Genomic DNA, 26740 nt, shown 5'->3' with positions numbered 1-26740 from the left:
CCGGCGATGGCGGTCGACGGCGCTGGGCCGGGCCACCATGCGATAGTGAAGGGACGGCCGCCTGCGCGCCGGTAAGGGCGCGGATGTCGGCATCGTCCGGGTTAGATGGAAAAACTGCGCGTCTGCTGCGTCGGCAGGGCCGGACATGGCGCCGGGCCGAACCAACCACGCCGCGACGCCCGTTACCGGGGTCAGCGTGGATGGAAATTCATGCCTCATGCAGCGTCAACCTGTTCATAACATCGGCGCGGCGGCGCGGATCGCGCCAACCAGCCGTCTTCTTGGGCCTGCGCCGCGCCGCATAGAAAAGGCGGACATTGCAGGAATGTGAATGGGTAGCAGCCAAAGCGGTAGGGAGCAACGGCTGTAGGAAATATTATGTCGCGAAGGCAATCCGCGACACCCTTCTGCCTCTTCATGCTAAAAATGCCGTTAACTCTCTCATTTTACCGGATGCAAGGCGGCGATGCTTAACCCGGCCTTTAGCGTGGGGACGCTGGACGGATATAAGCAGCATGAAAATTGGCTGGACGGCTCACCGGGCTGCGTTGCACACATCGCGCATGTTTTTGAGCATGGCCCTGGCAAGTACGATCGCCCTGTCCGTCCCTGGCAGCGCCGGAGGGATTTCCGGCGTTTTCGTGCAAGATGATCGGGTCGTCGTCCGCTTCGACGATCGCGTGAATGGCGCGTCAGCCTTCCTGCTCGACACGCCGCGCCGGATCGCCCTGGACATTAATGGCGCGCAGGTGGGTCGTGGCCATTTCGCGCCCGCGAGCGCCACGGTGACCGCTGTACGGCAAGGCCAGCTAAGCAACGACACCGCGCGGGTCGTGCTTGATCTTGCAACGCCTGCGACACTGGGTCAGCCGGCAATCGCCGCTGACGGCAAGTCGCTTAGCTTCGCGCTTCAGGGCGTGACCGACAGCCGCTTTCGTAGCGAGATGGGCAAAGGCCGGATGCGTTTCGATGCGCCAGCCAATATGGCGGCGCGCCCGCAAAAGCGCCTTCACTCCATCACTGTGCCGATCCCGACGGCAGCGCGCGGCGTCGCCCTGCCCCCTGTCGAAGGAGCCCAGGACGGCGCGCGGCCGCTGGTGGTGATTGATGCAGGCCATGGCGGTCATGATCCAGGCGCGGTCAACAGCGAAATGGGCAAGCGCGAGAAGGATGTCACGCTGGCGATCGCGCAAGCGATCCGCGACCAGCTCGTGAAATCAGGCCGGGTGCGCGTGGCGCTGACCCGCGACGATGACAAATATCTGATCTTGCAGGAACGCTATGGCATTGCGCGCAAGCTGGGCGCGGACCTGTTCATTTCCATTCACGCCGACGCGGCCGAGAACACGGAAGCGCAGGGCGCGACGGTGTATACCTTGTCGGAAACAGCGTCCGACCGCGAAGCCGCACGGCTCGCAGCGCGCGAGAACAAGGCCGACATCATCAATGGCGTCAATCTGGGCGGCCAGTCAGGCGACGTCTCCTCGATCCTGATCGACCTGACCCAGCGCGAATCGCTCAATATCTCGGCCAGCTTCGCCCGCCTGCTCCAGCGCGAAGCCGCGCCCTATGTGCCGTTCCGCAGCAGCTATCATCGCTTTGCCTCGCTGATGGTGCTCAAAGCCCCCGACACGCCATCGGTCCTGTTCGAAACGGGCTATATCAGCAATGCGCAGGACGCCGCATTTCTGTCTTCCCGCGAGGGCCAGACCAAGATTGCACGCGGCGTGGCCCGTGCGATCGAAGTGCATTTCGCACGGAAGCTGGCGATGCGCGGCGGACCGTCGGGCGGTTGATCCGACCGCGTCGATCCGTCCAATGACAATCACGGCTCTAGCCTTGCCCGCAATTTGACCCTAGAGCCTCATTCCCATGGAAGAGGCCCGTCCCGATACCGCCCCATCATCCTTTGCCTATCGTCTGCGGCGCGACGCAGGTGGCGCAATGGGGGCGCTGCGCAGCCTGTGGCAGCGCCGCTTCGTTCGTTGGGGCGCGATCCTGCTCGGCGCCTTCCTCACCGCCTGCCTACTATTCTGGCTGATCTTTGCGCGCGGCCTGCCAGACGCCGCGACGCTGCTAGAATATGAGCCGCCGTTGCCGACCATCGTGCGCGACATTAATGGCGAGCCGGTTCACAGCTATGCACGCGAACGCCGCGTGCAATTGCAGTATAGCGATTACCCGCCGCTGTTGATCCGCGCCTATCTGGCGGCCGAGGATAAGACCTTTTTCGAGCATCATGGCGTCGACATTCCAGGCTTTGCGGGCGCGGTGCTGGATTATGCCCGCAAGTTCGGCTCTGGCCAGCGCGCGCGCGGCGGCTCGACCATTACCCAGCAGGTCGCCAAGAATCTGCTGATCGGCGATGAATATTCGCCCACACGCAAGGTGAAGGAGATGATCCTCGCCTACCGCATGGAAAATGTGCTGAGCAAGCAGCAGATACTCGAACTCTACCTCAACCAGATCTTCCTCGGCCGGAACGCCTATGGCGTGCAGGCGGCCTCGCGCGCCTATTTCAACAAGGATGTCGCCGACCTGGCGCTCCATGAAATGGCCTATCTGTCGATCCTGCCCAAAGGCCCCGCCAATTATCGCCCGGAAAGCGAAAGCGGCATGGCGCGCGCGCTCGACCGGCGCAACTGGGCGCTGGGTGAAATGGTCCGAAGTGGCTGGATCACGACAGCGCAGCGCGACGCCGCGGCGGCGCTGCCGCTCGGCACCGTCGCCATGCACAGTTCTAGCTTCGATGCGCGCGCGGGCGGCTATTATATGGAGGAAGTTCGCCGCCGCCTGATCAGCCTGTTCGGCGAAAAAGCGGAGGATGGCCCCAACAGCGTCTATGCGGGGGGCCTGTGGGTCCGCAGCCCCTATGATCCGGTAGCGCAGGAGAGCACCGCCAACGCCCTGCGCAATGGTCTGCTGCGTTTTGACGCCGGGCGCGGCTGGTCCGGCCCGGTCGCCAAGATCAATATCGAACGCGGCTGGGAACGTGAACTGGCAGCGAGCTATATCGACGTCGATTATGCCGAATGGCGCGTCGCCGTCATCATCAGCCGCACATCATCGGAAGCGCAGATCGGCTTTGCCGACGGCAGCACCGGCACCTTGCCCGCCGCCCAAGCGCAAATGGCCTATCGCAAGAGCGGCGGCCCCGCCTTTTCCGCGATGCAGCCGGGCGACATCATCGTGGTCGCGCGTAACGGAGCCAACTGGGCCTTGCGCAACATCCCCGAAGTATCGGGCGGCATGGTCGTGGAAGAGGTGCATTCGGGCCGCATCCGCGCCATGCAGGGCGGCTTCGACGCGCGCCTTTCTTCCTACAACCGGGCGACGCAGGCGATGCGCCAGCCGGGATCGACGATCAAGCCGTTCGTCTATGCCGCCGCGCTCGACAGCGGGATGACGCCCGCCTCGATCATCGTCGATGGCCCTTTATGCGTTTATCAGGGCGCGGGGCTGGGACAGAAATGCTTCCGCAACTTTTCCGGCGGCAGCGCCGGGCCGCAGACGATGCGTTGGGGCGTGGAGCAATCGCGCAACCTGATGACCGTGCGCGCCGCCAGCCAGACCGGCATGGAAAAGGTCGTTCGGACCATCAAGGGCATGGGGATCGGCGATTATCAACCCTATCTCTCCTTCGCGCTGGGCGCCGGTGACACCACGGTAGAGAAGATGGTCAATGCCTATGCCACCCTGGCCAATCATGGGCGGCAATTCCCGTCGAAGGTGATGGATTATGTGCAGGACCGGCGCGGCAAGGTGATCTGGCCCGAACGCTGGCGGCCGTGCGACGGATGCAACATGGCCAATTGGGACGGCAAGCCGATGCCCCGCTTTGGCATGGAGGGCAAACAGGTGATGAACCCGATGACCGCCTATCAGGTCGTCCATATCACCGAAGGCGTGGTCCAGCGCGGCACCGCGACGGTATTGGCGGACTTGAAGCGCCCGCTGTTCGGCAAGACCGGCACCACCAACGGCCCGACCAACGTATGGTTCGTGGGCGGATCGCCCGATCTCGTCGCAGGCGTCTATATCGGTTATGACCAGCCGCGCAGCCTTGGCGGTTGGGCGCAGGGCGGCCGCATCGCCGCACCGATCTGGAAGGCGGCGATGGCCCCGATCCTGGAAACCATGCCCAAGACGCCGTTCGTCGCACCGGCGGGCATCCGCATGGTGCCGATCGACCGGCGGTCGGGCAAGCGCGTCTATGGTGCCTGGCCGACCAGCGAGCCTAAGGCCGCCGTCATCTGGGAAGCGTTCAAGCCCGAATCGGAACCGCGCCGCACCATCCGCAAGGAGGAAGCCGAAGCCCAGGCCAAGGTCGCCGCCGCCAAAGCCGCGTCAGGCCAACGCCGCCACCGTTCCGACGCCGACTTCCTGCAGGATCAGGGCGGGATTTATTAAGGACGCGGCGGAACAGCCGCGTCCTGTGTATTAGCTCTGCGCCATCGCACGTTCGCGAAAAGCCTTAAATACGCCATCCCTCTTCTTCACAGCCAAAAATGATCGGGTCGTATAGGCGCGGTAGTGGGGCGACTCGGCAGCACAACTGCCGACAATCTCGTAGACTTCGGTGAAGCCCGCTGCATGAATCGTGTCGATCATCCCGCGATATGTGGGCGAAAATTCTACCGATGCTTCGCCTTCCAGCGAGGATGACACATCGCGGGATGCGACAATTTCAAAACCCGAAAAAGGATGCCGCTGCGCAACGGTATCGATGATTGCAAATTCCTCCGTCCGATCATAGATGTCGCGCAATATCTCGATTGGAAAAGTGATGTGGTAGATCAATCCACCGCAAAAGATAATGTCCGCTTTTTCCATGGCCTTTAGGTCACGCGCATTATCGACCGAAAAACGCACATTATCGACCCCGAAACGCTGAGCCAGATACTTTGCCTGCGCGATGTTCTCAAGACGAAGGTCTACGCCGCGCACGTCACCAAAGCCGAGCTCGGAAAACTCCAGCGCGAATACGCCACAATGACAGGCCACATCGAGTACGGACATGCTAGACCGCCGGTCTCCGGCAATTTCCGCAGCTAGCCCAACCAACGTGCTAGCGCGATAGCGGTGGTAAATCCATTCGTCATTATCGCGATTACCCCGCGTGGATGCGCTGCCGAATTCAATCTGGTAGGCCCAAGGACGAAGGGCATCCAGTTCTTGCTGAGTGGGGGGCGTTTGGCCGCTATCGGCGAACCGGCGCTCGAAAGTGAAAGGCCGAATTTGCGATTGGACACGGATCTGCGGCAGCAAAAACTCGATCGGTGCGAAATTCCCGTCGGCCCAGACGCAGAAACTGGTCAGGCGACCGCCTTGCCCGGAAATGCCCATATTGTCTGGACTGGGGTAGATGTCAGACGACTGATTAGGACTTGGAACGATGGCTGCCATTTTACTAAATCTCCCCCCGTCAGCTCCACGCAGACGGGCTGTATGGAGCATGATTTTCCGACAATTGGAACATCAGATTGATGACAGATTGTTTTTCGCCGGGGTGATCGGCCCGGCATGACGATAGCTGGAGACAATGACAGGCGCAGGATTGCCAGTGGACTGCTCGCGCTGGCCTATCTGATCACAGGCGTCGCGCATTTGCGGTCGCCGGGCGGGTTCATCGCGATCACGCCCGATTGGGTGCCCTTCCCCGCCAGCGTTGTTTGGCTGACCGGGATTGCGGAGATTGCAGGCGCGGTGGGGTTGATGCTGCCGCCGCTGCGCCGGGCGGCTGGCATCGGTCTGGCGCTTTATGCCTTGTGCGTATGGCCCGCCAACATCCATCATGCGCTGGGCGACATTCCGCTGAACGGCGTGCATTTGAGCTGGTGGTATCATGGGCCGCGACTGGCGCTGCAACCGCTGATCATCTGGTGGGCGCTATGGGCGAGTGGTGTGATCGACTGGCCGTTCGCGCGACGGCGCTGATCGGACCATCGTGTGATTGTCTTTTGACGAGAGCGGCTTACTGTGCCCACCTCTGACCGACGATCACAAGAGAGAGCGATGACCCGGCATCTTCCCTGGATAGCATTGGCGATTGTCGGCGCGGTGGCGCTCAGCGTCGTGGCCATATCGCGGGGCGAGGCGGTCAATGCGCTGTGGATCGTCGTTGCGGCCGTCAGCAGCTTTCTGGTCGCCTATCGCTATTATGCGCTGTTCATCGCGCGCCATGTGATGCGGCTCGACCCGTCGCGGCCGACGCCTGCTGTGCGCCGCGCCGACGGGCTGGACTATGTCGCGACCGACCGGACGGTCTTGTTCGGCCATCATTTCGCGGCGATTGCGGGCGCGGGGCCGCTGGTCGGGCCAGTGCTGGCGGCGCAAATGGGCTATCTGCCCGGCACGCTCTGGATCATCGTGGGCGTCGTGCTGGCGGGCGCGGTGCAGGATTTCATGGTCCTGTTCATCTCCATGCGCCGCGACGGCAAGTCGCTGGGCGAACTCATCCGCATGGAGATGGGCCAATGGGCCGGGACGATCGCGCTGATCGGCGCATTCATGATCATGGTCATCATCCTCGCGGTGCTGGCGCTGATCGTCGTCAAGGCGCTGGCCGAAAGTCCGTGGGGCATGTTCACGGTGGCGGCGACCGTACCGCTGGCGATGTTCATGGGCGTCTATACGCGATGGATCCGGCCGGGTCGGATCGGCGAAGTCTCGCTGCTGGGTTTGGTCGGTCTGCTCGCCGCGATCGTCTATGGCCAGGCGATTGCCGCCTCGCCGGTCTGGGGGCCGATCTTCACCTTTACGCCGGTGCAACTGTGCTGGATATTGATCGGCTATGGCGCGGTGGCGTCGGTGCTGCCGGTGTGGCTGTTGCTCGCGCCGCGCGACTATCTCTCCACCTTCCTGAAGATCGGGGCGATCGCGGCGCTGGCGATCGGCATCGTCATCATGGCCCCGCCGCTCAAAATGCCCGCGCTGACCCAGTTTGTCGATGGCGGCGGGCCAGTGTGGGCGGGCGGCCTCTTCCCCTTCCTGTTCATCACCATCGCCTGTGGCGCAGTGTCGGGCTTTCATGCGCTGATTTCCAGTGGCACCACGCCCAAGCTGATCGCCAGCGAAGCCCATGCCCCGGTGATCGGCTATGGCGCGATGCTGATGGAGGCGTTCGTGGCGATCATGGCGCTGGTCGGCGCGTCGATTTTGGACCCCGGCATCTATTTCACGATGAACAGCCCCGGCGCGATCATCGGCACCGATGCCGCGAGTGCGTCGGCCGCCGTCACCGCCATGGGCTTCCCCATCTCGGCCGACCTCATCACCCAGACGGCGAAGGATGTCGGCGAACATAGCATCATTTCGCGCACCGGCGGCGCGCCGACGCTGGCGGTGGCGATGGCGGAGATTTTCAGCCATGTCGTCGGCGGCCCGGCGATGAAGGCCTTCTGGTATCATTTCGCGATTCTTTTCGAGGCGCTGTTCATCCTGACCGCCGTCGATGCCGGCACGCGCGCCGGGCGCTTCATGCTGCAGGATCTGATCGCGCTGGCGGTGCCGTCCTTCAAGGAGAGCAAGAGCCATGCGCCGGGCATCGTCGCGACTGCGCTGACGGTCGCGGCCTGGGGCTTCTTCCTCTATCAAGGCGTCACCGATCCGCTAGGCGGGGTGAATACGCTGTGGCCGGTCTTTGGCATCTCGAACCAGATGCTCGCCGCAATTGCGCTGATGCTGGCAACGGCGGTGCTGTTCCGCATGAAGCGCGACCGCTTCGCCTGGGTGACGATGATCCCGACCGCTTGGCTGCTGGTCTGCACCCTATCGGCGGGGTGGCTCAAGCTCTTCTCGCCCGATCCCAAACTCGGCTTCCTGGCCCATGCGGCGAAGTTCAGCGCCGCGGCGGACAAGGGCGAGGTGTTGGCCCCGGCCAAGTCGATGGCGGAGATGGAACGCATCATCTTCAACGACCGGATCGACGCGGCGCTGGTCGCGCTGTTCCTGGCGGTTGTGTTATCGCTGCTGGTCTTCACGATCCGCACCTGCCTCGCCGCGCGCCGCAGCACGGAGCCGACCGCGCAGGAAATCCCCGCGCAACTGGTCCCGACGGCATGAGCGGGCTGCTTCACACGCTGCGCCAGACCGCGCGGCTGATGGTGGGGATGCCCGACTATGACGCCTATCTGCGGCATTGCGAGGCGCATCATCCGGGGCAGCCAGTGATGGACCGCACGGCGTTTTTCCGTGACCGGCAGGAAGCGCGCTATGGGGGGAAGAATGGCGGGCGCTGTTGTTAGGGGGGGCCTGGAAGCGCCCATCTGTCGCCAAGCAAAACGCGATGTCGTCAGCCTAATTTAAGACTATGAGTTCGGTTATGGCGGTAGCTGCAAACGACCTGATTGACTGGATCGCGGATCGCGATGGACTACTGATCGCTGCTTGGACGCCGCAAGTTATGGCGGCTTTGAATTGGGAGGCACCCTTCGCAGAAGCTCTCGCTGGAGAATTGTACGCTGCGATGCTTACAACAATGCTTCGAGGAGGCTCAGAGGCTAACTTCTTTGATTTGGTCACTCACATCAATATCGGCTTTGGAGCCGATGTTGAACGCTTGCTGGCCGAGCGCTTCTTCAGGGTCTCGCTTAAGCTCGCGCGGGCGGCAGCGCGCGTTCAGCGGGACCAGCAAGCCCGCGCAGCGTTTCCATTTAAGTACGGCATCGTGGTAGGTGATGCGCATACCGATCCTAGCCATCTCCCTTTAAGCAAAGTCATTCTGCCTTGGGATCATTCCTTTTGGATGCGCTGGCAACCGCCCCTTGGAATGGACTGCCGCTGCCAAACTAACAACATGACGCACAGCCAAATGAAGCGCTCAGGCAGAACTCTCACGACAGACGCGGAACTATCGCTAATCGAATCACAGCTTCGCGATTCGTAGCCAACCGAGTTTTTAATGCTGCTCGATTTTCGACGCCGGGAAGGGCTACCTTAATACAGCAGTTTCCCACCACTTGCCGTCATGCCGGGCTTGACCCGGCATCTATTGGCTCTTGGGTCCGGCGTCATTGAGGGGGTGAGGCTCATGGACCCCGGATCAAGTCCGGGGTGACGGCATTTGAGGGTGGTTTCGTTCTTCAATCTGCCTGCCCTGTCTCCACCACCACCTCACCGCCTCCGGTTGAACCCCGCCACCATGCCCGCCGTGATCGACAGCGCGATTTCCGCGGCGCCGATCGCGCCGATGTCCAACCCCGCCGGACCGTCAATCCGCGCCAGATCGTCCGCGCCAAAGCCCATGGCCGCCAATCGCTCCAGCCTTGCCGCGTGGCTTTTGCGGGAGCCTAGCGCCGCGATGTAGCCGGTCGGTGCGCGCAACGCTGCGGCCAGCGCGGGGTCGTCGATCTTGATGTCGTGGCTGAGCGTGACGACGGCGGTCGATTCGCCGGGGAAGCGCGCGGCGATGGCCTCGTCGGGCCAGCGGTCGTCCAGTTCGACGCCGGGGAAGCGTTCGGCGGTGAGGAAGCGGCCGCGCGGGTCGATCAGGACCGGGGTCACGCCGATCGCCTGCGCCAGCGGCACGAGCGACTGGGCGATCTGCACCGCGCCGACGATCAGCAGGCGGCGGGGCGGGTCGTAGCGGTTGAGGAACAGCCCCTCCCCGCTCCCTTCCTGCGTCGCTCCGGTCGCAAGGTCAGTCGCCAGAGTGACGGCGCGGCCCCGCGCGCTGGCTGCGTCGATCCGATCGAACAGGTCGGAAGGGAAACCGCCCTCCCCCACCGGCTGGACCAGCACCGCGATCTCGCCGCCGCAGGGCAGGCCGACCTCCCATGCATCGCCATCAGCCACGCCATAGGTTTCGACATGGGCCGCGCGTCCGGCGATGACTTCGGCGGCGCGCTGCAAGACATCGGTTTCGACGCAGCCGCCCGAAATACTGCCCTCGAAACGGCCGTCTTCATGGACGATCATATGGCTGCCGCGCGGGCGCGGGGCCGATCCCCAGGTCGATACCACCGTCGCCAGCGCCAGCCGCGCGCCGCGCCACTCCAAGCCCTTGCGGATCACCGCGCCATTGTCGTTCACACCGATACTCCTTTGGCGCACAGATAGGGTGGTCTCACCACCTACACCAGACGCCGCCCAGTCCACACGACGCGGCCGACGATATCGACCAAGGCCGGGTCGATATCGGCCCAGTCAGGATAATGGACATTGTCGCTGACCACGCTGAACCGGCCCCGCAGCGGTCCCATGGCGATCCGCTTGACCATCAGCACGCCATCCAGCCGTAGCACATAGACGCCATCGCGCAGCCGCAGCGCGTCATCGTCATGATCGACCATGATGTCATCGCCATCGCTGAGCGTCGGCGCCATCGATTCGCCATCGACGCGGATGATGGACACGCGCTGCGGCCGAACGCCCAAGTGCCGCAGCCAATGCGCGTCGAACGCCATCACGCCCGCCGCGCGTTCATCCTCGTCCAGCGTACCGCCGCCCGCCGACGCGCCCAGCGCCAGCCGGGGCACGGCGACCACGGCCGGCACGCTGCGCATCCGGCCGGACGTTGCCGGCAGGGGTGCCGCCGCTGTCCCGCCCAGCATCTGTTCGGGCACGCCGAAATAGCGGGCCAGCACGCGGCGGTCATCCTCATCCAATTTGCGCGGCGTTCCGCGCTTGATGAACTGCTGGATATAGGCGGAGTTGCGGCCGATCAGCCGGGACAGATCGGCATAATTCTCCCCCCGGTCGGCGATCAGCCGTTCCAGCGCGGTGCGAGCGTCCTGCGATTCATCCATGATCCGTCCATTACTGATAAGATTTTTCCTAGACAAGTAGGAAATTGGCTTTGAGATAGGAATATACCTAACGGCTCGCGCGGGGTGAGTCGCCATGACAGGGGAGATTGAGGCCAATGCTGTTGCGCATGATCGAGACATTCCTTCGCCGCCACGAGATGCCACCAACCACGTTCGGCCGGGCCAGCGTGCGCGATCCACGGCTGGTCTTCGACCTGCGCGGCGGGCGCGAGCCGGGCGAACGGATAAAGAGACGTGTAGAACATTTCATGAACACATATCGCAGGAGCAGCGGCCAATGACAAGCATCGATCCGCATGTGCGCGCGGCCAACCTGATCCGAAATCAACCAATAGGAAAAGGCACGGCCGACCCCCTGCCCCGCCTGCTGGCGCAGTTGATCGCGCGGGCGGGCGACAATGCCCGCGTCGAACGGGCAGCGAGCCGCCCCTGGGCCAGCGCTTTGTTCGAGGGGCGACGCCATGTCGTGCGGCTGGCAATGAGCGGAGCGGAGGCATTGGCGGCAAAGGCGCGCCTGCTCGATGGCCTCAGCGAAGCGCAATGGGTGCTGCCGCGCCATTTCGTCGCCGACATCTGCGTCGATGCAGAGGGCGACAGCGCCGACGGCCTATGGGTAGAGCTGTCGGCGCTGACGATCGAGGAGTGGTAGGGTTTAGCGCGCGCGGCCGGTCATGCTGCGCAGCGTGCCCAGCGCAGCGCGCAACGCGGCGTCGGTGTCGGTGTCGGGCGTATCGCGCACCGGCACCGGCATGGCGGGTGGCATGTCGGCCAGCACCCGGATGCCATCTTCAGAAGCCGTTCGGCGACGCTGGGACAGGCCACGTTCCAGCCGCTCGGTCAACTGGCCGATCGTGAGTCCCTGGGTCGAGGGGCGCGGCGCTGGGGTTGGCAGGGGAGCAGGGGGTGCCTTGGCTTCGATAAACGGTGCGGACTCTTCTGCGTCCGCTGCCTCCGGCTCGATCAGGGGCGCGGCCGGGCGCAGGAAAGCGGGCTGAGGCAAGTCTGCCTCGGCAACCGGCAGGGGCGCGGCTGGCATAGGGAAATCCGGCGTGGACCGGATGGCGGGCGCGTCTACCAAGGCCTGCGCCACCAGCCCGCGCCGTCCTGATTCGGGGCGCGCGAAAATATCGACGCCGTTCAGGTCGCGGCTGGCAAAGATCGGCGCGCGCGCCGGCGCATCGGGATGGGCGTCGGCCCGGCGCAGCGTCGGCGGCGCGCCTTCGACTGATTCGATGGAACGGCCCCGCGCCAGCGCGGCCCATTTGGAAAATGCGAAACCCATTTTTCGTGCTCCCTTGGCGCGTTCGACGCGCTGCTTCTTTTCAATTGGTTCCGTCGCCACAATTGCGTCGCGCCGCATCGTCAATATGATCCCCATCACCATTATAGCGGCGAAAAGAGCGATCAGTATTCGGGCTTTAAGGCCCAGCGGCGGCGCGGCGGCGGGCAGCGCTTCGCTCAGCCCACTGGACGCCACCAGCATTTCGATCAGCCCCACCGGGGTCAACAACACCGCCAGCGCAGCGACGAGGCCGCCCAGCGATGCCATCACCATGGCCCGGTCCGGTCTTGATCCTCGTGGTGCCATATGCCGTCAGGCCGCCGCCCGCGCGCCGTCGGCTTGGGCCAGCAAGTGCTGGTAGACCGGTTCGTAGCGCAGGATATTGGCCGACCAGTTGCGCTCGCGCTCGACAAAGGCGCGTGCGACGGCGCGGCGTTCGTCCCACGGCGCGCGATCGGCGAACAGCCCGGCAAGCGCGGCAGCGATGCTCGCCGGATCGTCGGGCGCAAAGAGCGTGCCGGTGACGCCATCCTCGATCAGTTCGCGATGGCCGCCGACGCTCGACGCAGCGACGAGCCGCCCCTGCGCCATGGCTTCCAACGGCTTGAGCGGGGTCACCAAATCGGTCAGCCGCATCGCCTTGCGTGGGTAGGCGAGGATATCGACCTGCGCATAATAATGTTCGACCTGGTCGTGCGGCACACGGCCGACGAAGACGATATGATCGGCAAAGGGCGACGCCATCGCCTGTTCGCGCAACGCCTGTTCGCGCGGGCCGCCGCCCACCATCAGCAACTTCGCCTTGGGCCGGGCGCGCACGAGTCGCGGCATGGCGGCGATCAGGTCGTCCAGCCCTTCATAATCATAGAAGCTGCCGATGAAGCCGACGACATCGGCCCCCTCCAGTCCCAGCTTGGCCGTCAGCGCAGGGTCGCGCGGGACGGGATCGCCAAACTGTTCCATGTCGACGCCATTGGGCGACACGATGATCTTGTCCCGATCGATGCCGCGCGCGATCAGGTCGCCACGCAGCCCTTCGCAGATCACCGCGACCGCGTCGGCGGCGCGCACGGCATGGGTTTCAAGCTGGCGGGTGAGCCAATAGCGCGGGCTGCCCTGCGTCCCCGTGCCGTTGCCGACCGCAGCATCCTCCCAGAAAGCACGGATTTCGTAGATCATCGGGATGCCATGCCGCTTGGCGACGCGCTGCGCCGCGATGGCGTTGAGCACCGGCGAATGGGCGTGGATGATGTCGGGCCGCCAATCGCGCACCAGCGATTCGATCGCGTCGGCATGGGCCGATATGTCGCGCCATTCGCGAATCAGCGGATTGCCGGTCGCAGGCTCTCCCGGCGTGCGGTGGAAATGGAGGCCATCGACCTCCTCCTCCAGAGATGCCGTTTCGTCCAGCGGTTTTGGCGCGACATGGCGATGGCCAGTGATGCCACGCACCGCCCAGCCCTTCGCCATCTGCGCGCGCAGGATCGCACGGGTCCGAAAGGTGTAGCCGCTGTGGAGCGGGAGGCTGTGGTCCAGCACATGAAGGATGCGAGTCATAGCCAGCCCTGTCTGCCGAAAAAGGTTTAACGCCCCGTCAACTCTGTCTCGCTAGGAAGATGAGGCGGCTACCGGGAATGACAACGCATAATGATCGACACTTTATCCTTGCTGGTCAGCCATGGCGTGATCCTGCTGACAGCCTGGCGCCTGCTATCGCGCGACGATCTTGATCGCGATCCAGAGCCGGACGGCGAGACGGGCGATGCGTGACCTGTTCTTCCTCGCCTTTCTGGGCCTGTTCTTCCTGATGGGGTTCAGGCGGCCGTTCCTGCTGGTCGCGGTCTATGCCTATATCGACATCGTTTCGCCCCAGCGCCTGTCCTATTTCCTGCTCAATTCCATTCCCATCTCCTTCATCGCCTTCGGCGCGATGGTGGGTGCCTGGCTGGTGCTGGACGACAAGAAGGATTGCCGATTCTCGGTGCGACAGGGGCTGATGCTCGTGCTGCTCGCCTGGTGCGGCTACACCACCATGACCGCCGATTTCCCGGTCGAGGCGCTGACCAAATGGAATTGGGTGTGGAAAGCCATCATCGCCGGCGTGTTCCTGCCGCTGGTGTTGCGCACGCGCTTGCGAATCGAGGCGATGACCGTCTTCATGATCCTGTGCGCGAGTACGATCATCATCAATGGCGGCATGAAAACCGCGCTGTCGGGCGGCGGCTATGGCGTGCTCAACCTGATGGTCGATAATAATAGCGGGCTATATGAAGGCTCCATCATCAGTTGCGTCGCCATCTCGCTGATCCCGCTGATCCTGTGGCTGTCCAAACATGGCACCATCTTTCCGCCCGACTGGAAGGTGAAGGGTTTTTGCTATTGCCTGTGCCTCGCCTGCCTGTTGATGCCGATCGGCACGGAGGCCCGCACTGGACTGATCTGCATCGTCGTTCTGGCCGGGCTGATGCTGGTCCGCTCGCCGCGGCGCTTCGTCTACGGGCCGCTGATGCTGTTCGCAGCCCTGGTGTCCATCCCCTTCCTGCCCGCCAGCTTCACACAGCGGATGCAAACGATCGAAAACCATCAGGGCGACGAAAGCGCCTCCACCCGCGTCGCGGTATGGATGTGGACGCTCGATTATGTGAAGGATCATCCGGGCGGCGGCGGGTTCGACAATTATCTGCAGAACAGTTTTACCTATGTCGCCCGCAGCGTCGTGACCGACAGCGGCGGCAGTCGCCTGGAAACCCGGATCGTCACCGACAAGGGCCGCGCCTATCATAGCGCCTATTTCGAGCTGCTGGGCGAACAGGGCTATTTCGGCTTTGCGGTCTGGGCGCTCATCCACCTCATCTGCTTCATCCGCACCGAATCGATCCGCCGCTTCTACCGCAAGCGCGACGGGCCGCAGGAAGCGTGGATTTCACCCTTCGCGCTCGCGCTGCAACAGGGGCATATCATCTATATGATCGGATCGCTGTTCGTGGGCATCGCCTATCAGCCGTTCATCTTCATGATGCTGGCGCTGCAGATCGGCCTCGACACCTATCTGACCCGCAAACGCAAGGCGGCGGCACGGCAGGATCTCGCCGCCGCGCTCGTCGCGCGGCAGGGTATTCCTGCATGAACGGAGAATTGCGGGCGCTGGGTATGGCGCATGGATTGTTGCTGGGGTTGCTGCTGGCGTCGCCGATGATGGCACTGGCGCTTTTTTCGGCAGGCATTGGCGCGCTGTTCATGATGGACGGCTTTCAGTTGCGGCTCTCCGATCGACGCTGGGAACGGCGCGATGGGTTGGGCCGCTGGATAAGCCATATCCGCATGGCACCAGGCCGTTTGCTTCGATGGGGCGCGACAGCGATCGTAGCTTTGATCGCAGGTCGACCTTTGGAAGCACTGGCGATCGTTATGGCGATGCTGGTGTGTGAACTGTTGCTCTATCCGTTGCTCGCTCCCGCAATGGGGCGGCTGACGCGCGGGGGGATAATGCTGCTGCTCTTGCTGATGCTGCCGCTATGGGCAGCGGATGCGACCATCTTGCGCTATATCAGTGCCTATGTGATCGGCGTGGGTGGGTGCGTATTCTGGTTGCGCGGGCCGGACGGCGATGGCCATGCGTTGGGCTGGGCCATGGCAGGATTGGGCAGCACCGCGCTGATTGCTTTTTATGCACCGGATGTCCGCGCCTTCATGCTGGCCGCAGGGGCATTGTGCGCAACGCTGATACTGGCGCATCTGTCGGTGCTGCGCCGCCGCCCGGTGCCATGGCATCGGGGCGGCGGTGCGCCGATCAGGCCGCTACGCTGGCGCCTTCGGTCACGGCCTTCGTAAAGGCTTCGACAAAGGCAGGGATGTCGTCGGGGTTACGGCTGGTGATGATATTGCCGTCGATCGCGACGGCCCGATCGACAACCGTTCCACCGGCGTTGGTCAGGTCGGTACGCACCGAAGGCCAGGACGTCACGGTGCGGCCGTTCACCACGCCTGCCTCGATCAGCAGCCAGGGACCGTGGCAGATGGCGGCGACGGGCTTGCCCGCGTCAGCAAAAGCCCGGATCAGAGCGATCGCCTTGTCATTCACGCGCAGCGTATCGGGATTGGCGACGCCGCCGGGCAGGATCAGCCCGTTATAATCGTCCATGGAAACGGCATCGAGCGTGATATCCGGCGTGATAGTATCGCCCTTCTCATCATGCTTCATGCCCTGGATCGGGTCGCTGTCGGGCGAGGCCAGCGTCACCTTCGCCCCGGCTTTCATCAGCATGTCGCGCGGATCGAACAGTTCGGATTGTTCGAACCCATCGGTGGCGATGATGAGAATATGGCTGTTTTCGATGGCGGACATCGGTGTCTCCTACATGGGGGGAATGGCCGCTCAACGGACCGGGAGGCCCCATGGTTGCGGAACGAAGCGACGAAAGGCGGGTTTGGGGAGACGAGAAGGACGCTATGCCCCAAACCTCCGTAATCCATGCCAATGACAGCGTGCCCGGCATCACGCGCCGCGCGTTGAAACGGGGTTGGGCCTATCGCGATGCCGATGGCGCGCGGATCACCAACCGGGACGAGATCGACCGGCTGAACGCCATCGCCCTGCCGCCCGCCTATCGTGACTGCTGGTTCTGTCCGTCGCCCTATGGTCACATCCAGGCGACCGGCTATGACGACAAAGGGCGCAAACAATATCGCTATCATGCCGACTTTCGCGCCGCGCGCGAGGCGGAGAAATATGCCGGATGTCCCAATTTCGGGCGCGCCCTGCCCAAATTGCGCGCCAGGCTGGAGGCGGACCTGTCCAAGCGCGGGCTGCGCAAGGATCGCACCATCGCGGCAGTCATCCGCTTGCTCGACCTTGCCAAGTTGCGCGTCGGCAACGAACAGTATGCCACAACCAACAAGAGCTTCGGCGCGACGACGCTGCGTCGCCGTCACCTCGATCTCAACGGCCGGTCTTTGACGCTGCGCTATCGCGCCAAATCGGGCAAGGAACAGCAACTGACGGTCACCGACAGCCGCCTGCTGCGCTTCGTGCGGCAGGTACAGGATCTGCCGGGCCAGCATCTGTTCCAATATCTGGATGAGGATGGCGAAGCCCGGCCGATCACGTCGAGCGACGTCAACACCTATATCGTCGATGCCATGGGAGGGCCGTTCACCGCCAAGCATTTCCGCACCTGGGGGGCGTCTACGATCGCGTTCGAAACCCTTGCTGCCGGGCATGTCTCGCTGAAGGAGATGATAGAGCCGGTGGCCCTGGCCTTGGGCAATACACCCGCGATCAGCCGCAAATCCTATATTCATCCCGCACTTATCGCCCTATGCAAGGACGGACAGGATGAATGGCGCGAGGGGCTTCGCTTGCCGCGCCGAACACGCTATCTGTCCCGTGAAGAGCGCGGACTAATCGCGTTTCTCGACACATTGGCGGATTGCGTCCCGCGGGCAGCGGCAGCCTGACGTCAACCACCAGATTACAGGATAGCATGGCCGATACAAAACCCTCCGCTGACCCCGTCATCACGGTGCGCCCTCCCGATTTGGGTGAAATGTGGCGATCCACCAGCGATTGGCTGGCAATGCATTATGTTCAGATATTGATCGCGATAGGTGCGGGTGTTCTAATCTACCTGACGCTCACCGCGCTGCGAGGCATTGGCAAGCGACACAAGGGAACGCGCGGCGACCCATTAGGCTACACCAATGTCCTGGGGCGCGCCGCCGCCCGCACGACTCATTTTTTCATGATGATGGTGTCTGCGCGGCTGGTGGTTGGCTATGCCGATGCACCTGCGGCGTTATACAGAACCGTCGCCTTTCTCTTCACCATCGCCGCCGTATGGCAGGCGGCCCTGTGGGCGAGGGAGATTATTCTTGGGCTGATCGAACGCAAGACCCTCGCGCAGGATGGGGGTGGTGAAACGCTGGCCAATGCGATGGGGCTTATCCGTATCCTGGTCAGCTTCGTCCTGTTCGCCGTGGCGACGATCGTCGTATTGGACAATCTGGGGGTCAATGTCACCGGTTTGGTCGCAGGCCTTGGTATCGGCGGCATCGCCATCGGCCTGGCGGCACAGGGCATCTTTTCCGATCTGTTCGCCGCGCTGTCGATCATCTTCGACAAGCCGTTCCGCCGGGGCGAGACGATCAACTATGACATGACGACCGCCACGGTCGAAAAAATCGGTCTGAAATCCACCCGCCTGCGCGCCATCACTGGTGAAAAGAAAGTGATCTCCAACGCCAACCTGCTGCAGAAGGAGATCACCAGCTATTTCACGCTCGATCATCGCCGGATCAAATTCGCGATCGGCGTCATCTACCAGACGCCCCCGGACGTGGCGGAGCAGATTCCCGAAATATTGAAGGCGATCGTCACTGATCTGGGCGCGAATTTCGTTCGGTCCGGTTTCATCAGCTTTGGTGCGTCAAGCCTGGATTTCGAGGTCGAGTTCGACGTTTATCTGCCCGACTGGGATTCCATCTACGTGATCCGTCACAAGGTCGGCCTTGCGATCCTGCGCCAGTTCAATGAACGTGGCATCGAGTTCGCTTATCCGACCCAGACTAGCTTTACCGCTGCGCCGGACGGACGGATGGTAATGCCTTATCCCGATGTGCAACCCGTGCGCCAGGTGGATAGCTGAGTCGAACAGCGCGGCTTGTCGCAATCTCGACTCGGCTCATCCCGCACGGCTTGCCCGCTGCGGGCGCGCGCCATAGCGGCGAAGTCATGATCCTTTCTCGCTTTGCCATCCTGCCTGTCCTTGCATTTTTGCTGCCCGGCGTGGCCCATGCCGAAGGCTTGGGGATTGAGGGCAATTACGCGCGCGCGGACAGCCATTGGGGTACGGAACTGGGCGCGGGCTATGCCATGGGCTTTGCGGGCTTCAGCCTGACCCCTGGCGCGGGCGTCTATCTGCGCGATGGCGAAACCAAACTCTACGGGCGGGTGGAAGCGAGCTACAGCATCCCCCTTTCCGCGACAATCGGTGCAGGCGCGCGGTTCAGCGGTGAGAATGTACGCCCCTACGCCACACTGGCGCTGCCGATCCTGCCCAAGGTTCGGGCGAAGGCCAATGCCGGACCGAAATATTATGCGGTCGGGCTGACACTGGGCTATTGAGCCGCGGCCTATTGGCCCGTGCCCCAGAGGGTTGCGGGGTGAAGCAGGCCGTCCTGCATGACCAGTCCATCAGAGCGATCCTTGGCCAGCAACAGCGCACCGTCCAGGTCGATCCAGTCCGCCCCCTCCGCGACCAGCGCAGCCGGTGCAATGCCCAGCGACGTGCCAAGCATACACCCCACCATCAGCCGGAAACCGCGTTCGCGCGCTTCATGGGCCAGCGCCAATGCCTCGGTCAGCCCGCCCGCCTTGTCGAGCTTGATATTGACTGCGTCGAAATCCCCCAATCGTTCGAGGTCAGCACGCGTGTGACAGCTTTCATCGGCGCAGAGCGGCAGCGATGTGCGAACCCCGGCAAGCCGCGCTTCCTGACCATGGATAACGGGCTGCTCGACCATCTCCACCCCCAGCGATGCCAGATCCGCCGTTTCCTGCGCGATATCGCGGTCGTGCCAGCTTTCATTGGCATCAACGATCAACCGCACGGCGGGTGCCCCCCGCCGGACGGCCGCGATCCGATCGCGATCACCCTCCCCCGTCAGCTTGCATTTGAGCAGGACGAAGCCTCGCGCTGCCGCCATTCGCGCATCCGCTTCCATGCGGTCGGGATCCCCCAGGCTGATGGTAAAGGCTGTCGGTAGCGGCATGGGTTGTGCCAGACCGGCCAATTGCCAGACCGGCGCGCCTGCCCGCTTCGCTTCAAGATCCCATAAGGCACAATCAAGTGCATTGCGCGCGGCACCGCGCGGCATGTTGGTCAACAGGGCGGCGCGGTCGAGTGGCCCAGCATGGGCTTGCAGGGCCGCGACGCAGCTTTGCGCGCTCTCACCTTCATAATAAATGGGCGTGCCTTCGCCCCGGCCGACATGGGTGCCATCCTCCACCGTACATACAACCACATCGACATGCGTTTTGGCCCCTCGGCTTATCACAAAGGCTCCCGCCACAGGCCAGCGTTCGACGGTCGCGGACATCATACGGATCATCGTGCTTTCCTGCGTCATGGGGTTTACCGCGCACCAGACCGTCATATGAGCGAAACATAAAGTCCGGCATAGTCCCGCCATCCTGATAGGAGCATATTTTCCCGTGACATCCCGCGACCTGACCGGCTTCCTCTCCCTGAATGAAGCCACCATCGCGACAGCCAGCCGGTCGCGCCGCCTGTCCGACATGGCATGGCGTATCGGCTTCGGCGCGATCGGCTGGCCATGGCTGCTCGCCAGCCTGTCGGGCGGACGGCCGGCGGACAAGCGGGCACTACTGGACGAATTGGGTCTGCCGCATAATGCGTTGCCCCATCTGGGAAGCTGGAAAGCCGACGTCGGTTTCCTGCGCCATATCGTGCGGGAAATTGCGCGGGTGCGTCCGGCCCATGTGGTGGAGTTGGGCGCGGGCGCATCCTCCCTGATCGCGGCGCGCGCTCTGCAATTGCATGGCGGCGGGCGGCTCCATAGTTTCGATCAGCATGGCGGTTTCGTGGATGCGACGCGCCAATGGCTGGCCGATCACACCATTGATGCCGACATCTCTCATGCACCGCTGACGCATGAGAGCGCGGATTGGCCCGGTCGCTGGTATGCGCTGGAGCGCGTGCCGGAGCGGATCGACATGATCATCATCGACGGCCCGCCCTGGAGCGTCCATCCCCTGGTGCGCGGGGCCGCCGACAGTCTGTTCGCGCGCCTTTCGCCCGATGGCGTTGTGTTGCTGGACGATGCCGCCCGCCCCGGTGAGCGGATCGTTGCACAGCGGTGGCGCGCGCGATGGCCGCATATCGACTTTCGTCTGATGCGCGATGGCACCAAGGGTACGCTGGTTGGCCGTCGCCGAGACCCGACCACGCCGGTAGCCAATGACAATGAGGAAGGGCGGACGTGGCGGCATATGCGCCGCGCGGCCGCGATTGTGGCTTTGCTCGCGACCGGCTGGATCACGCGCGGGGAACTGGGCGAATTTCCCCAAAGCGCGCAGGCAAGCAGCTTTCTGGACGAAGCCGCCGCCTCGCGTCGAGCGGGATTGTTGCGGCAGGATATGGCGTCGCAGATCGAGAGTGCAGCCTTCGATCCGCAGGAGATTGAGCGGGTGACCGGCATCGTCTTGCCTGAATTGCCCGACGACTGGCGCGTGACCGACGTGCAAGTCTTCCCTACAAATGATAGTCCCGCGATCGCCATGACCATCGTGACGCCGCGAAAGGAAACGCTGTCCCTGTTCGCCGACCGCGCCGAAACACCTGCCGAGGCAACGCCGCTGGTCGCCCGACGCGCAAGTGAGGTTGTGGCCTATTGGGAAGTAGGCACCATGGCCTATGCGTTGACGGGCCAAGGCGACACGCGCCGCATCCTCCACCTCGCCGGCACCATCGCGCCCGCCTCTGGGCAGGACGCCCCATTGAGGCTTTAGGAGCGGCCTGCTAAGCGCCGCACATGGAGGATGCCCCAAACACCACCGCCCGCGCCGACGCGCGCCCCGCCCTTGGCAGCTTGGCGATGCTGTGGAGCTTTGCGCATCATTATCCGGGGCGGATTACCGGAGCGTTGGCTGCGCTGATCGTCTCGTCCGCGGCGACACTCGGCATCCCAAGCGGCTTCCGGCTGGTGATCGACAAGGGGTTCATGGGCGGGGGCGATATCAGCCGGTGGTTCGAATATCTGCTGCTGATCGTCATCATCCTCGCAATAGCAAGCGCGCTGCGTTTCTATTTCGTCTCCTGGCTGGGCGAGCGGGTCGTCGCGGATATCCGCAGCGCGACCCAGGCCAATCTGCTGCGGCAGGCCCCGCGCTTCTTCGAAGAAAATCGCCCCTCTGAAATTGCGTCACGCATGACTGCCGACACCGCCATCGTCGAACAGGTGGTGGGATCGACCGTATCGGTCGCACTGCGCAACCTCGTGACGGGTACGGGCGGACTGATCTATTTGTTCGCGCTGGCTCCTAAACTAGCCGCGCTACTTCTGCTCGGTATCCCCATCATCCTGCTGGTGCTGATCAGCCTGGGTCGCAAGGTGCGCGGCCTGTCACGTGCCAGCCAGGATCGGCTTGCCGATGTCGGCAGCGTCACCAGTGAGGTGCTGGGCGCGATGAAGATCGTCCAAGCCTTCGGTCAGGAAGCGCGGGAGGCAATGCGGTTCAACGCAACGGTTGAAGCCGGTTTCGCGACCGCCCGCCGCCGGATCGCCCTGCGCGCGATCATGACGGCGGTAGTGATCGCTTTGGTGTTCGGATCAATCACCGCTGTCATGTGGCAGGGTGCGCTCGATGTTGCGGCTGGCCGACTATCGGGCGGCAGCATCGCCGCATTCGTCTTGACCGGCGGATTGGTCGCAGGAGCGTTCGGTTCGCTGTCCGAAAGCTGGGGTGACCTGTTGCGCGGCGCGGGCGCAGCGAGCCGTCTGCATGAATTGATGAGCGCTACGCCCGACATATTGCCCCCTGTGGTCCCAACGCCGATCCCGGTCACAGCTAATGGCGCACGCCTGACATTCGACAATGTCTATTTCCATTATCCCACCCGTCCCGATCAGGCAGCGCTGAATGGGGTGACGCTCGACATCGCACCAGGCGAGACAGTGGCGGTCGTGGGGCCGTCGGGTGCGGGCAAGACGACGTTGATCCAATTGGCGCAGCGCTTCTATGATCCAGACCGGGGTTCAGTGCGGTTAAATGGCGTGGCCTTGCCCGACGCCGATCCAGCCGCAGCGCGCGCCATGATGGCAATGGTGCCGCAGGACAGCATCATCTTCGCCGCCTCAGCGCGCGACAATCTGCGCTATGGCCGCTGGGACGCCAGCGATGACGAGATTTGGGGAGCAGCCCGTGCCGCCAATGCGGAAAGCTTTCTGCGTGCCCTGCCGGAGGGATTGGACACGTTCATGGGCGAGGACGGTGCGCGTCTGTCGGGTGGCCAGCGTCAACGGCTTTCGATTGCGCGGGCCTTGCTGCGCGATGCCCCTATCCTGCTGCTGGATGAAGCGACCTCCGCGCTCGATGCGGAGTCCGAACGACTGGTGCAGGATGCACTGGGACGGTTGATCCTGGGACGGACCACGATCGTCATTGCCCATCGCCTGGCAACCGTGCGCGCCGCCGACCGGATCATCGTCATGGATGAAGGGCGGATCGTCGAACAAGGCGATCATGGGGCGCTGGTGGCGCAGGGTGGCCTTTATGCCCGCCTCGCCAGTCTGCAATTTCAGGATGTCACAATCTCCTGACGGCGCAGATGAGGCTATCGCGTCAGGCGCGAATGCCGACCTCATGCAATTTCACGACATGATCGAGGATCGCCGGGTGCAACGGCTGTTCAAAGGCGCAACCCGCTTCATGGCCTCGCGTCCAGAGAACACGCGCACGACGCCCTTCGAAGCCGGGCAGCATGATCCATAATTCGCCGCCCGGCAAAAGCTTCATGAAGCTTTGCAACCGAAAGCCAGTCACCGACAGATCGGCGATGACACTTTTGACCCAGGTTTCGCCGGGACGCCGGACTTTGACGCTGATGCGCACATGGCGACGTTCAGCGGCACGGGCCTTGTGGCTTGCTTGATTTGGTCGGTCGGCGCCCATGGCTTATATGTCATTCCATCCTAGGCCATTGTCGGGGATCGAGGTGACGAAAAGGTTAAAAGCATCGCCCTTGCCGCAAGGTTAGTGCCGGACGTGATCCCTGAGCAAGAAAAAAGGGGCCGCCAATGGCGACCCCTGGATAGTCCAGCTATTTCTGAACATGGCCCTCATTCCGTTCCGCTCTCCAGGGAAGTCCTGATGCGGTGTGGAATGAGGATCAATTTTTAGAAATTGCCATATTGTTCATTGCCGACAAAGCCCAGCTTGGTCACGCCAGCCCGCTTGATCTCGGCCAACACTTCATCAACGGTCACATAACGGGTCTGCGCGTTGGGCTGGAACTGGAGTTCCGGCTCGACGGGCAGGCGCAGAGACTGCTGCAGATATTGGCGCAGAGTCAGCAGGTCGATCGGCGACCCGTTCCATGTGATGATCCCGGCCGCGTCGATCGCAACCTTGTTCTTCACCGGGTCAACCATGGGGGCATCGTTTGTCGAGGACTGCGGCAGATCGATCTTCACCGCATGGGTTTGGATCGGGATGGTGATGATGAACATGATGAGGAGCACGAGCATGACGTCGATCAACGGCGTCGTGTTCATTTCCATCATCGGCTCGCCATCGTCGTTACCGGCGCTCATTGCCATGGGGCGATACTCCTAGAAATCACTTACTACCGACGGTTGTGGGCGACGGTTTACAGACGAACGGTGCCCTGACCCGGTTCAGGCTCGGAAATGAAGCCCACCTTGGGGAAACCGGCGCGCTGCATCGTGTAGATCGTACCACCGATGCAACGATAAGGGGTATTGATGTCGCCGCGGATATGCACTTCGGGCAGATCCTCCGGTGTCATATTCTCGATCCCACCGACCCGCTTGATGTCCGCTTCAAGCTTTGCGACGGCACGATTGAGCAGATCTGTGGAATTGACCTTCGTCATGTTCCAATAGACTTCACAATTGCCAGCGTCGTCCGCCATGATGGACAGAGAGACGTTCTCAGGCTTGGTCGTGGTCGGTTCGAACGCGACCTTGGGAAGCTCCAGTTCGACCGTCTGCAGAACGACAGGGACGGCGATCAGGAAGATGATGAGAAGCACCAGCATGACGTCGACGAGCGGCGTCGTGTTGATATCTGTGATCGGCTTTTCTTCGCCGGAGCCACCAACGCTCATTGCCATTGATCAGTATCCTAACATGTCTGTCATTTTAGACCGCGAGCGATCAGCGGCGGTCTTGGGAACCGGAGGCGCGCCACATGCGCGCTCCGGCTCCCATCCTTGATCAGGCCTTGGTGGCAGCCGCAGGAACCGGCTTGCCAACCTGGGCGGGAGCAGGCGTACCAACGACCGGCTTAACGGCACCGTTCGAAACCATGTAACCCAGCAGATCGGTCGAGAAGGAAGACAGGTTCTCGGCGATCGCCTTGTTACGGCGCTGCAGGAAGTTGTAGGCAAGCACGGCGGGAACCGCGACGACCAGACCCAGAGCGGTCATGATCAGCGCTTCACCAACGGGACCGGCAACCGCGTCGATCGACGCCTGACCCGATGCACCGATCTTGATGAGCGCGCGATAGATGCCGACAACCGTACCGAACAGACCGACGAACGGCGAGGTCGAACCAACGGTCGCGAGGAAAGCGAGACCGCCGCCCAGCTTCCAGTTGATGGCATTTTCCGAGCGCGCGAGCGAACCGTGCAGCCAGTCATGGGCTTCGACGGGATCGGTCAGCTTGGCATGCTGTTCCTGAGCGGCGATGCCGTCATCGACGATCTGCTTGTAAGCCGAGTTCTTCTCCAGCTTCGCCGAACCTTCCTTGAGGCTGTTCGAACGCCAGAAGGTCGCGCGGACCTTCTTATACTGGTTGATGACCTTCTGCTGCTCGATCAGCTTGGTGAACAGCACATAGAATGTGCCGACCGACATGCTGACGAGAATGATGAAGGTTGCCCAGGCGATGACGCCGCCCTGATCGAGGGCTTCCATAAGGCCATAAGGGTTCGCGGCTTCCGCAGCGGGTGCGGCAGCAGCCGCGATGATGGAGTTCAACATGATCAAGACTTCCCTCTCAATGAGATCAAGCGAGGAGAAAGCGGCGCGGCGCGCCCGCTTTCCCGTTCTGAATTATTCCGGCAAACGCCAAGTGATACGACCGTTATACGTGTCGGGCATATCGTTACCATCGGAACCCTTGGCCGGCTTGAAGCGTGCGCGACGCGGCAGCAGGCGGCAGGTCGCCTCATCGAGATCGGAATGACCGGTCGACGAAGTGATGGTGCAGTTGGTCACGCGACCGTCGGCACCAATGTCCAAGCGAAACCCAGCCGTGCCCGAACGCTCTTCGCGCTGCGCGCGGCTCGGATAGTCGGCATCACCCAACCAGCTGCCAGGATTGCTGCGTGGCGAAGCCCGCGTTGCAGCCTGAGGCGGCGGAGGCGGAGCAGGCGGCGGCGGCGGAGGCGCTGCAACCGGAACGGGATTGAACACCGGCGGGGGCGTCCGAACCGTCTGAATCGGCGGCGCAGGGGTCGGAGTCTGCACGATCGGTGGCGGCGCGACAACCGGCGGCGGCTCGATCGGTCGATCTGGCGGCGGTGGTGGCGGCTCTTCGTCCGGTGGTGGCGGTTCCTCCTTAACGTCGATCACGTTCAGCTGTTCTGCCGCTTGTTTGACATATTTCATGCCAAGACCGGAGACGAGGGCATAGCCAAGAACAGCGTGAATCAGGGCGACGATGATGATCGATATCGTGCGACTCGATCCTTCCGAGTGGTCAGCATAGGCCATTCAGCAACGACACTCCTTAACTCATCTTACCAATGGGTTCTACAAATCAGCCAAAAACGACCCTAACCGTCCGGGTCCTCCCGGTCAGCTTTGGCCCCTGTCCTTCTATTTGCTACCGCGCAAACTCCTATCGCGGTGCATCGCGGCACGCAAACGCTTTATCGTTATGTTCATTTGCGGTTACCACTTCATATAGGAATGACTT

28 protein-coding genes are annotated in these 26740 nt (G+C 62.8%); 15 read left to right on the top strand and 13 right to left on the bottom strand.

The annotated features are described in order from the left end of the window. Positions 1–515 precede the first annotated feature (515 nt). Both J2W40_RS00735 and J2W40_RS00730 read left to right on the top strand, forming a co-directional pair. The gene (locus J2W40_RS00735; RefSeq protein ID WP_310221139.1) at positions 516–1796 is read left to right on the top strand and encodes an N-acetylmuramoyl-L-alanine amidase; all 1281 of its coding nucleotides are present in this window, start codon (positions 516–518) and stop codon (positions 1794–1796) included. Between the two features lie 76 nt (positions 1797–1872). Then, positions 1873–4410 carry a penicillin-binding protein 1A gene (locus J2W40_RS00730; RefSeq protein WP_310221137.1) on the top strand — a complete coding sequence of 846 codons (2538 nt, stop codon included), beginning with the start codon at positions 1873–1875 and terminating at the stop codon, positions 4408–4410. Between the two features lie 30 nt (positions 4411–4440). On the opposite strand, the gene J2W40_RS00725 is transcribed toward J2W40_RS00730, so the two are convergent. Then, the gene (locus J2W40_RS00725) at positions 4441–5406 is read right to left on the bottom strand and encodes a class I SAM-dependent methyltransferase (RefSeq protein WP_310221136.1); all 966 of its coding nucleotides are present in this window, start codon (positions 5404–5406) and stop codon (positions 4441–4443) included. A gap of 117 nt (positions 5407–5523) precedes the next feature. Here J2W40_RS00725 and J2W40_RS00720 point away from each other — a divergent pair, with 117 nt between their 5' ends. The 3 genes from J2W40_RS00720 (at position 5524) to J2W40_RS00710 (ending at position 8246) form a co-directional block, all read left to right on the top strand. Further along, on the top strand, positions 5524–5937 hold the full coding sequence (locus tag J2W40_RS00720) for a DoxX family protein (protein WP_310221133.1): 414 nt from the start codon (positions 5524–5526) through the stop codon (positions 5935–5937). Between the two features lie 78 nt (positions 5938–6015). Further along, on the top strand, positions 6016–8064 hold the full coding sequence (locus tag J2W40_RS00715) for a carbon starvation CstA family protein (RefSeq protein WP_310221131.1): 2049 nt from the start codon (positions 6016–6018) through the stop codon (positions 8062–8064). Continuing rightward, complete coding sequence (locus J2W40_RS00710) at positions 8061–8246, top strand: YbdD/YjiX family protein (RefSeq protein ID WP_310221130.1); 186 nt, start codon at positions 8061–8063, stop codon at positions 8244–8246. The genes J2W40_RS00715 and J2W40_RS00710 overlap by 4 nt, the downstream gene beginning before the upstream one ends. Before the next feature lie 248 nt (positions 8247–8494). Here J2W40_RS00710 and J2W40_RS00705 read toward each other — a convergent pair whose 3' ends face one another. From J2W40_RS00705 to J2W40_RS00695, 3 genes are all read right to left on the bottom strand, one after another. Beyond that, positions 8495–8686 (bottom strand): hypothetical protein, encoded by a 192-nt coding sequence (locus tag J2W40_RS00705; RefSeq protein WP_310221128.1) that lies wholly within the window; start codon positions 8684–8686, stop codon positions 8495–8497. A 428-nt stretch (positions 8687–9114) separates the two neighbouring features. Then, complete coding sequence (locus J2W40_RS00700) at positions 9115–10032, bottom strand: XdhC family protein (RefSeq protein ID WP_310221127.1); 918 nt, start codon at positions 10030–10032, stop codon at positions 9115–9117. A gap of 41 nt (positions 10033–10073) precedes the next feature. Then, positions 10074–10748: a S24 family peptidase gene (locus J2W40_RS00695; protein ID WP_310221125.1), complete on the bottom strand. Its 675-nt coding sequence runs from the start codon at positions 10746–10748 to the stop codon at positions 10074–10076. 116 nt (positions 10749–10864) lie between these two features. Here J2W40_RS00695 and J2W40_RS00690 point away from each other — a divergent pair, with 116 nt between their 5' ends. Beyond that, positions 10865–11050 (top strand): hypothetical protein, encoded by a 186-nt coding sequence (locus J2W40_RS00690; protein WP_310221123.1) that lies wholly within the window; start codon positions 10865–10867, stop codon positions 11048–11050. After that, a complete protein-coding gene (locus J2W40_RS00685; protein WP_310221122.1) occupies positions 11047–11418 on the top strand; it encodes a hypothetical protein in 372 nt (123 codons plus the stop codon). The genes J2W40_RS00690 and J2W40_RS00685 overlap by 4 nt, the downstream gene beginning before the upstream one ends. 3 nt (positions 11419–11421) lie before the next feature. On the opposite strand, the gene J2W40_RS00680 is transcribed toward J2W40_RS00685, so the two are convergent. Both J2W40_RS00680 and J2W40_RS00675 read right to left on the bottom strand, forming a co-directional pair. Next, positions 11422–12324 (bottom strand): hypothetical protein, encoded by a 903-nt coding sequence (locus tag J2W40_RS00680; protein ID WP_310221120.1) that lies wholly within the window; start codon positions 12322–12324, stop codon positions 11422–11424. A 39-nt stretch (positions 12325–12363) separates the two neighbouring features. Next, on the bottom strand, positions 12364–13608 hold the full coding sequence (locus J2W40_RS00675; RefSeq protein ID WP_310221118.1) for a TIGR04063 family PEP-CTERM/XrtA system glycosyltransferase: 1245 nt from the start codon (positions 13606–13608) through the stop codon (positions 12364–12366). Positions 13609–13698: 90 nt separating this feature from the next. On the opposite strand from J2W40_RS00675, the gene J2W40_RS00670 reads away from it, so the two are divergent. The 3 genes from J2W40_RS00670 to J2W40_RS00660 are packed head-to-tail and all read left to right on the top strand — an operon-like array spanning position 13699 to position 15882. Next, positions 13699–13821, top strand: coding sequence for a hypothetical protein (locus J2W40_RS00670; protein WP_310221116.1), 123 nt, complete (start codon positions 13699–13701; stop codon positions 13819–13821). Further along, positions 13814–15178, top strand: a complete 1365-nt coding sequence (locus J2W40_RS00665; protein ID WP_310221114.1) for a putative O-glycosylation ligase, exosortase A system-associated — start codon at positions 13814–13816, stop codon at positions 15176–15178. Before J2W40_RS00670 ends, J2W40_RS00665 begins: the two co-directional genes overlap by 8 nt. After that, entirely contained in the window at positions 15175–15882 is a 708-nt protein-coding gene (locus J2W40_RS00660) for a hypothetical protein (protein WP_310221113.1), read from the top strand. Before J2W40_RS00665 ends, J2W40_RS00660 begins: the two co-directional genes overlap by 4 nt. Here J2W40_RS00660 and J2W40_RS00655 read toward each other — a convergent pair. After that, positions 15842–16396 carry a type 1 glutamine amidotransferase domain-containing protein gene (locus J2W40_RS00655; RefSeq protein ID WP_310221110.1) on the bottom strand — a complete coding sequence of 185 codons (555 nt, stop codon included), beginning with the start codon at positions 16394–16396 and terminating at the stop codon, positions 15842–15844. The genes J2W40_RS00660 and J2W40_RS00655 overlap by 41 nt on opposite strands. Before the next feature lie 104 nt (positions 16397–16500). On the opposite strand from J2W40_RS00655, the gene J2W40_RS00650 reads away from it, so the two are divergent. The 3 genes from J2W40_RS00650 (at position 16501) to J2W40_RS00640 (ending at position 19174) form a co-directional block, all read left to right on the top strand. After that, a complete protein-coding gene (locus J2W40_RS00650) occupies positions 16501–17508 on the top strand; it encodes a DNA topoisomerase IB (protein WP_310221108.1) in 1008 nt (335 codons plus the stop codon). Between the two features lie 26 nt (positions 17509–17534). Further along, the gene (locus J2W40_RS00645) at positions 17535–18695 is read left to right on the top strand and encodes a mechanosensitive ion channel family protein (protein WP_310221106.1); all 1161 of its coding nucleotides are present in this window, start codon (positions 17535–17537) and stop codon (positions 18693–18695) included. An 86-nt stretch (positions 18696–18781) separates the two neighbouring features. After that, on the top strand, positions 18782–19174 hold the full coding sequence (locus J2W40_RS00640; protein ID WP_310221104.1) for a hypothetical protein: 393 nt from the start codon (positions 18782–18784) through the stop codon (positions 19172–19174). Between the two features lie 8 nt (positions 19175–19182). Here the strand turns inward: J2W40_RS00640 and dgcA are convergent, their stop codons facing one another. Then, positions 19183–20160, bottom strand: coding sequence for an N-acetyl-D-Glu racemase DgcA (gene dgcA, locus J2W40_RS00635; RefSeq protein ID WP_310221102.1), 978 nt, complete (start codon positions 20158–20160; stop codon positions 19183–19185). A gap of 103 nt (positions 20161–20263) precedes the next feature. Between dgcA and J2W40_RS00630 the strand changes: the two genes are divergently transcribed. Further along, positions 20264–21580 carry a class I SAM-dependent methyltransferase gene (locus tag J2W40_RS00630; RefSeq protein WP_310221101.1) on the top strand — a complete coding sequence of 439 codons (1317 nt, stop codon included), beginning with the start codon at positions 20264–20266 and terminating at the stop codon, positions 21578–21580. 23 nt (positions 21581–21603) lie between these two features. Then, complete coding sequence (locus J2W40_RS00625; protein WP_310221098.1) at positions 21604–23391, top strand: ABC transporter transmembrane domain-containing protein; 1788 nt, start codon at positions 21604–21606, stop codon at positions 23389–23391. A gap of 22 nt (positions 23392–23413) precedes the next feature. Here the strand turns inward: J2W40_RS00625 and J2W40_RS00620 are convergent, their stop codons facing one another. From J2W40_RS00620 to J2W40_RS00600, 5 genes are all read right to left on the bottom strand, one after another. After that, the gene (locus J2W40_RS00620; RefSeq protein ID WP_310221096.1) at positions 23414–23743 is read right to left on the bottom strand and encodes a PilZ domain-containing protein; all 330 of its coding nucleotides are present in this window, start codon (positions 23741–23743) and stop codon (positions 23414–23416) included. 224 nt (positions 23744–23967) lie between these two features. Further along, positions 23968–24390 (bottom strand): ExbD/TolR family protein, encoded by a 423-nt coding sequence (locus tag J2W40_RS00615; protein WP_310221094.1) that lies wholly within the window; start codon positions 24388–24390, stop codon positions 23968–23970. 50 nt (positions 24391–24440) lie between these two features. Further along, entirely contained in the window at positions 24441–24926 is a 486-nt protein-coding gene (locus J2W40_RS00610; RefSeq protein WP_310221092.1) for an ExbD/TolR family protein, read from the bottom strand. Positions 24927–25029: 103 nt separating this feature from the next. Beyond that, the gene (locus J2W40_RS00605; protein WP_310221091.1) at positions 25030–25800 is read right to left on the bottom strand and encodes a MotA/TolQ/ExbB proton channel family protein; all 771 of its coding nucleotides are present in this window, start codon (positions 25798–25800) and stop codon (positions 25030–25032) included. Positions 25801–25872: 72 nt separating this feature from the next. After that, a complete protein-coding gene (locus J2W40_RS00600; protein WP_310221089.1) occupies positions 25873–26535 on the bottom strand; it encodes an energy transducer TonB in 663 nt (220 codons plus the stop codon). Between the last annotated feature and the right edge of the window lie 205 nt (positions 26536–26740).

It is taken from the genome of Sphingobium xenophagum (genome assembly GCF_031457465.1).
GTDB lineage: Bacteria > Pseudomonadota > Alphaproteobacteria > Sphingomonadales > Sphingomonadaceae > Sphingobium > Sphingobium xenophagum_A.
Note: the sequence above shows the minus strand (reverse complement) of the source record. Positions and strands in the feature narration are given on the sequence as shown.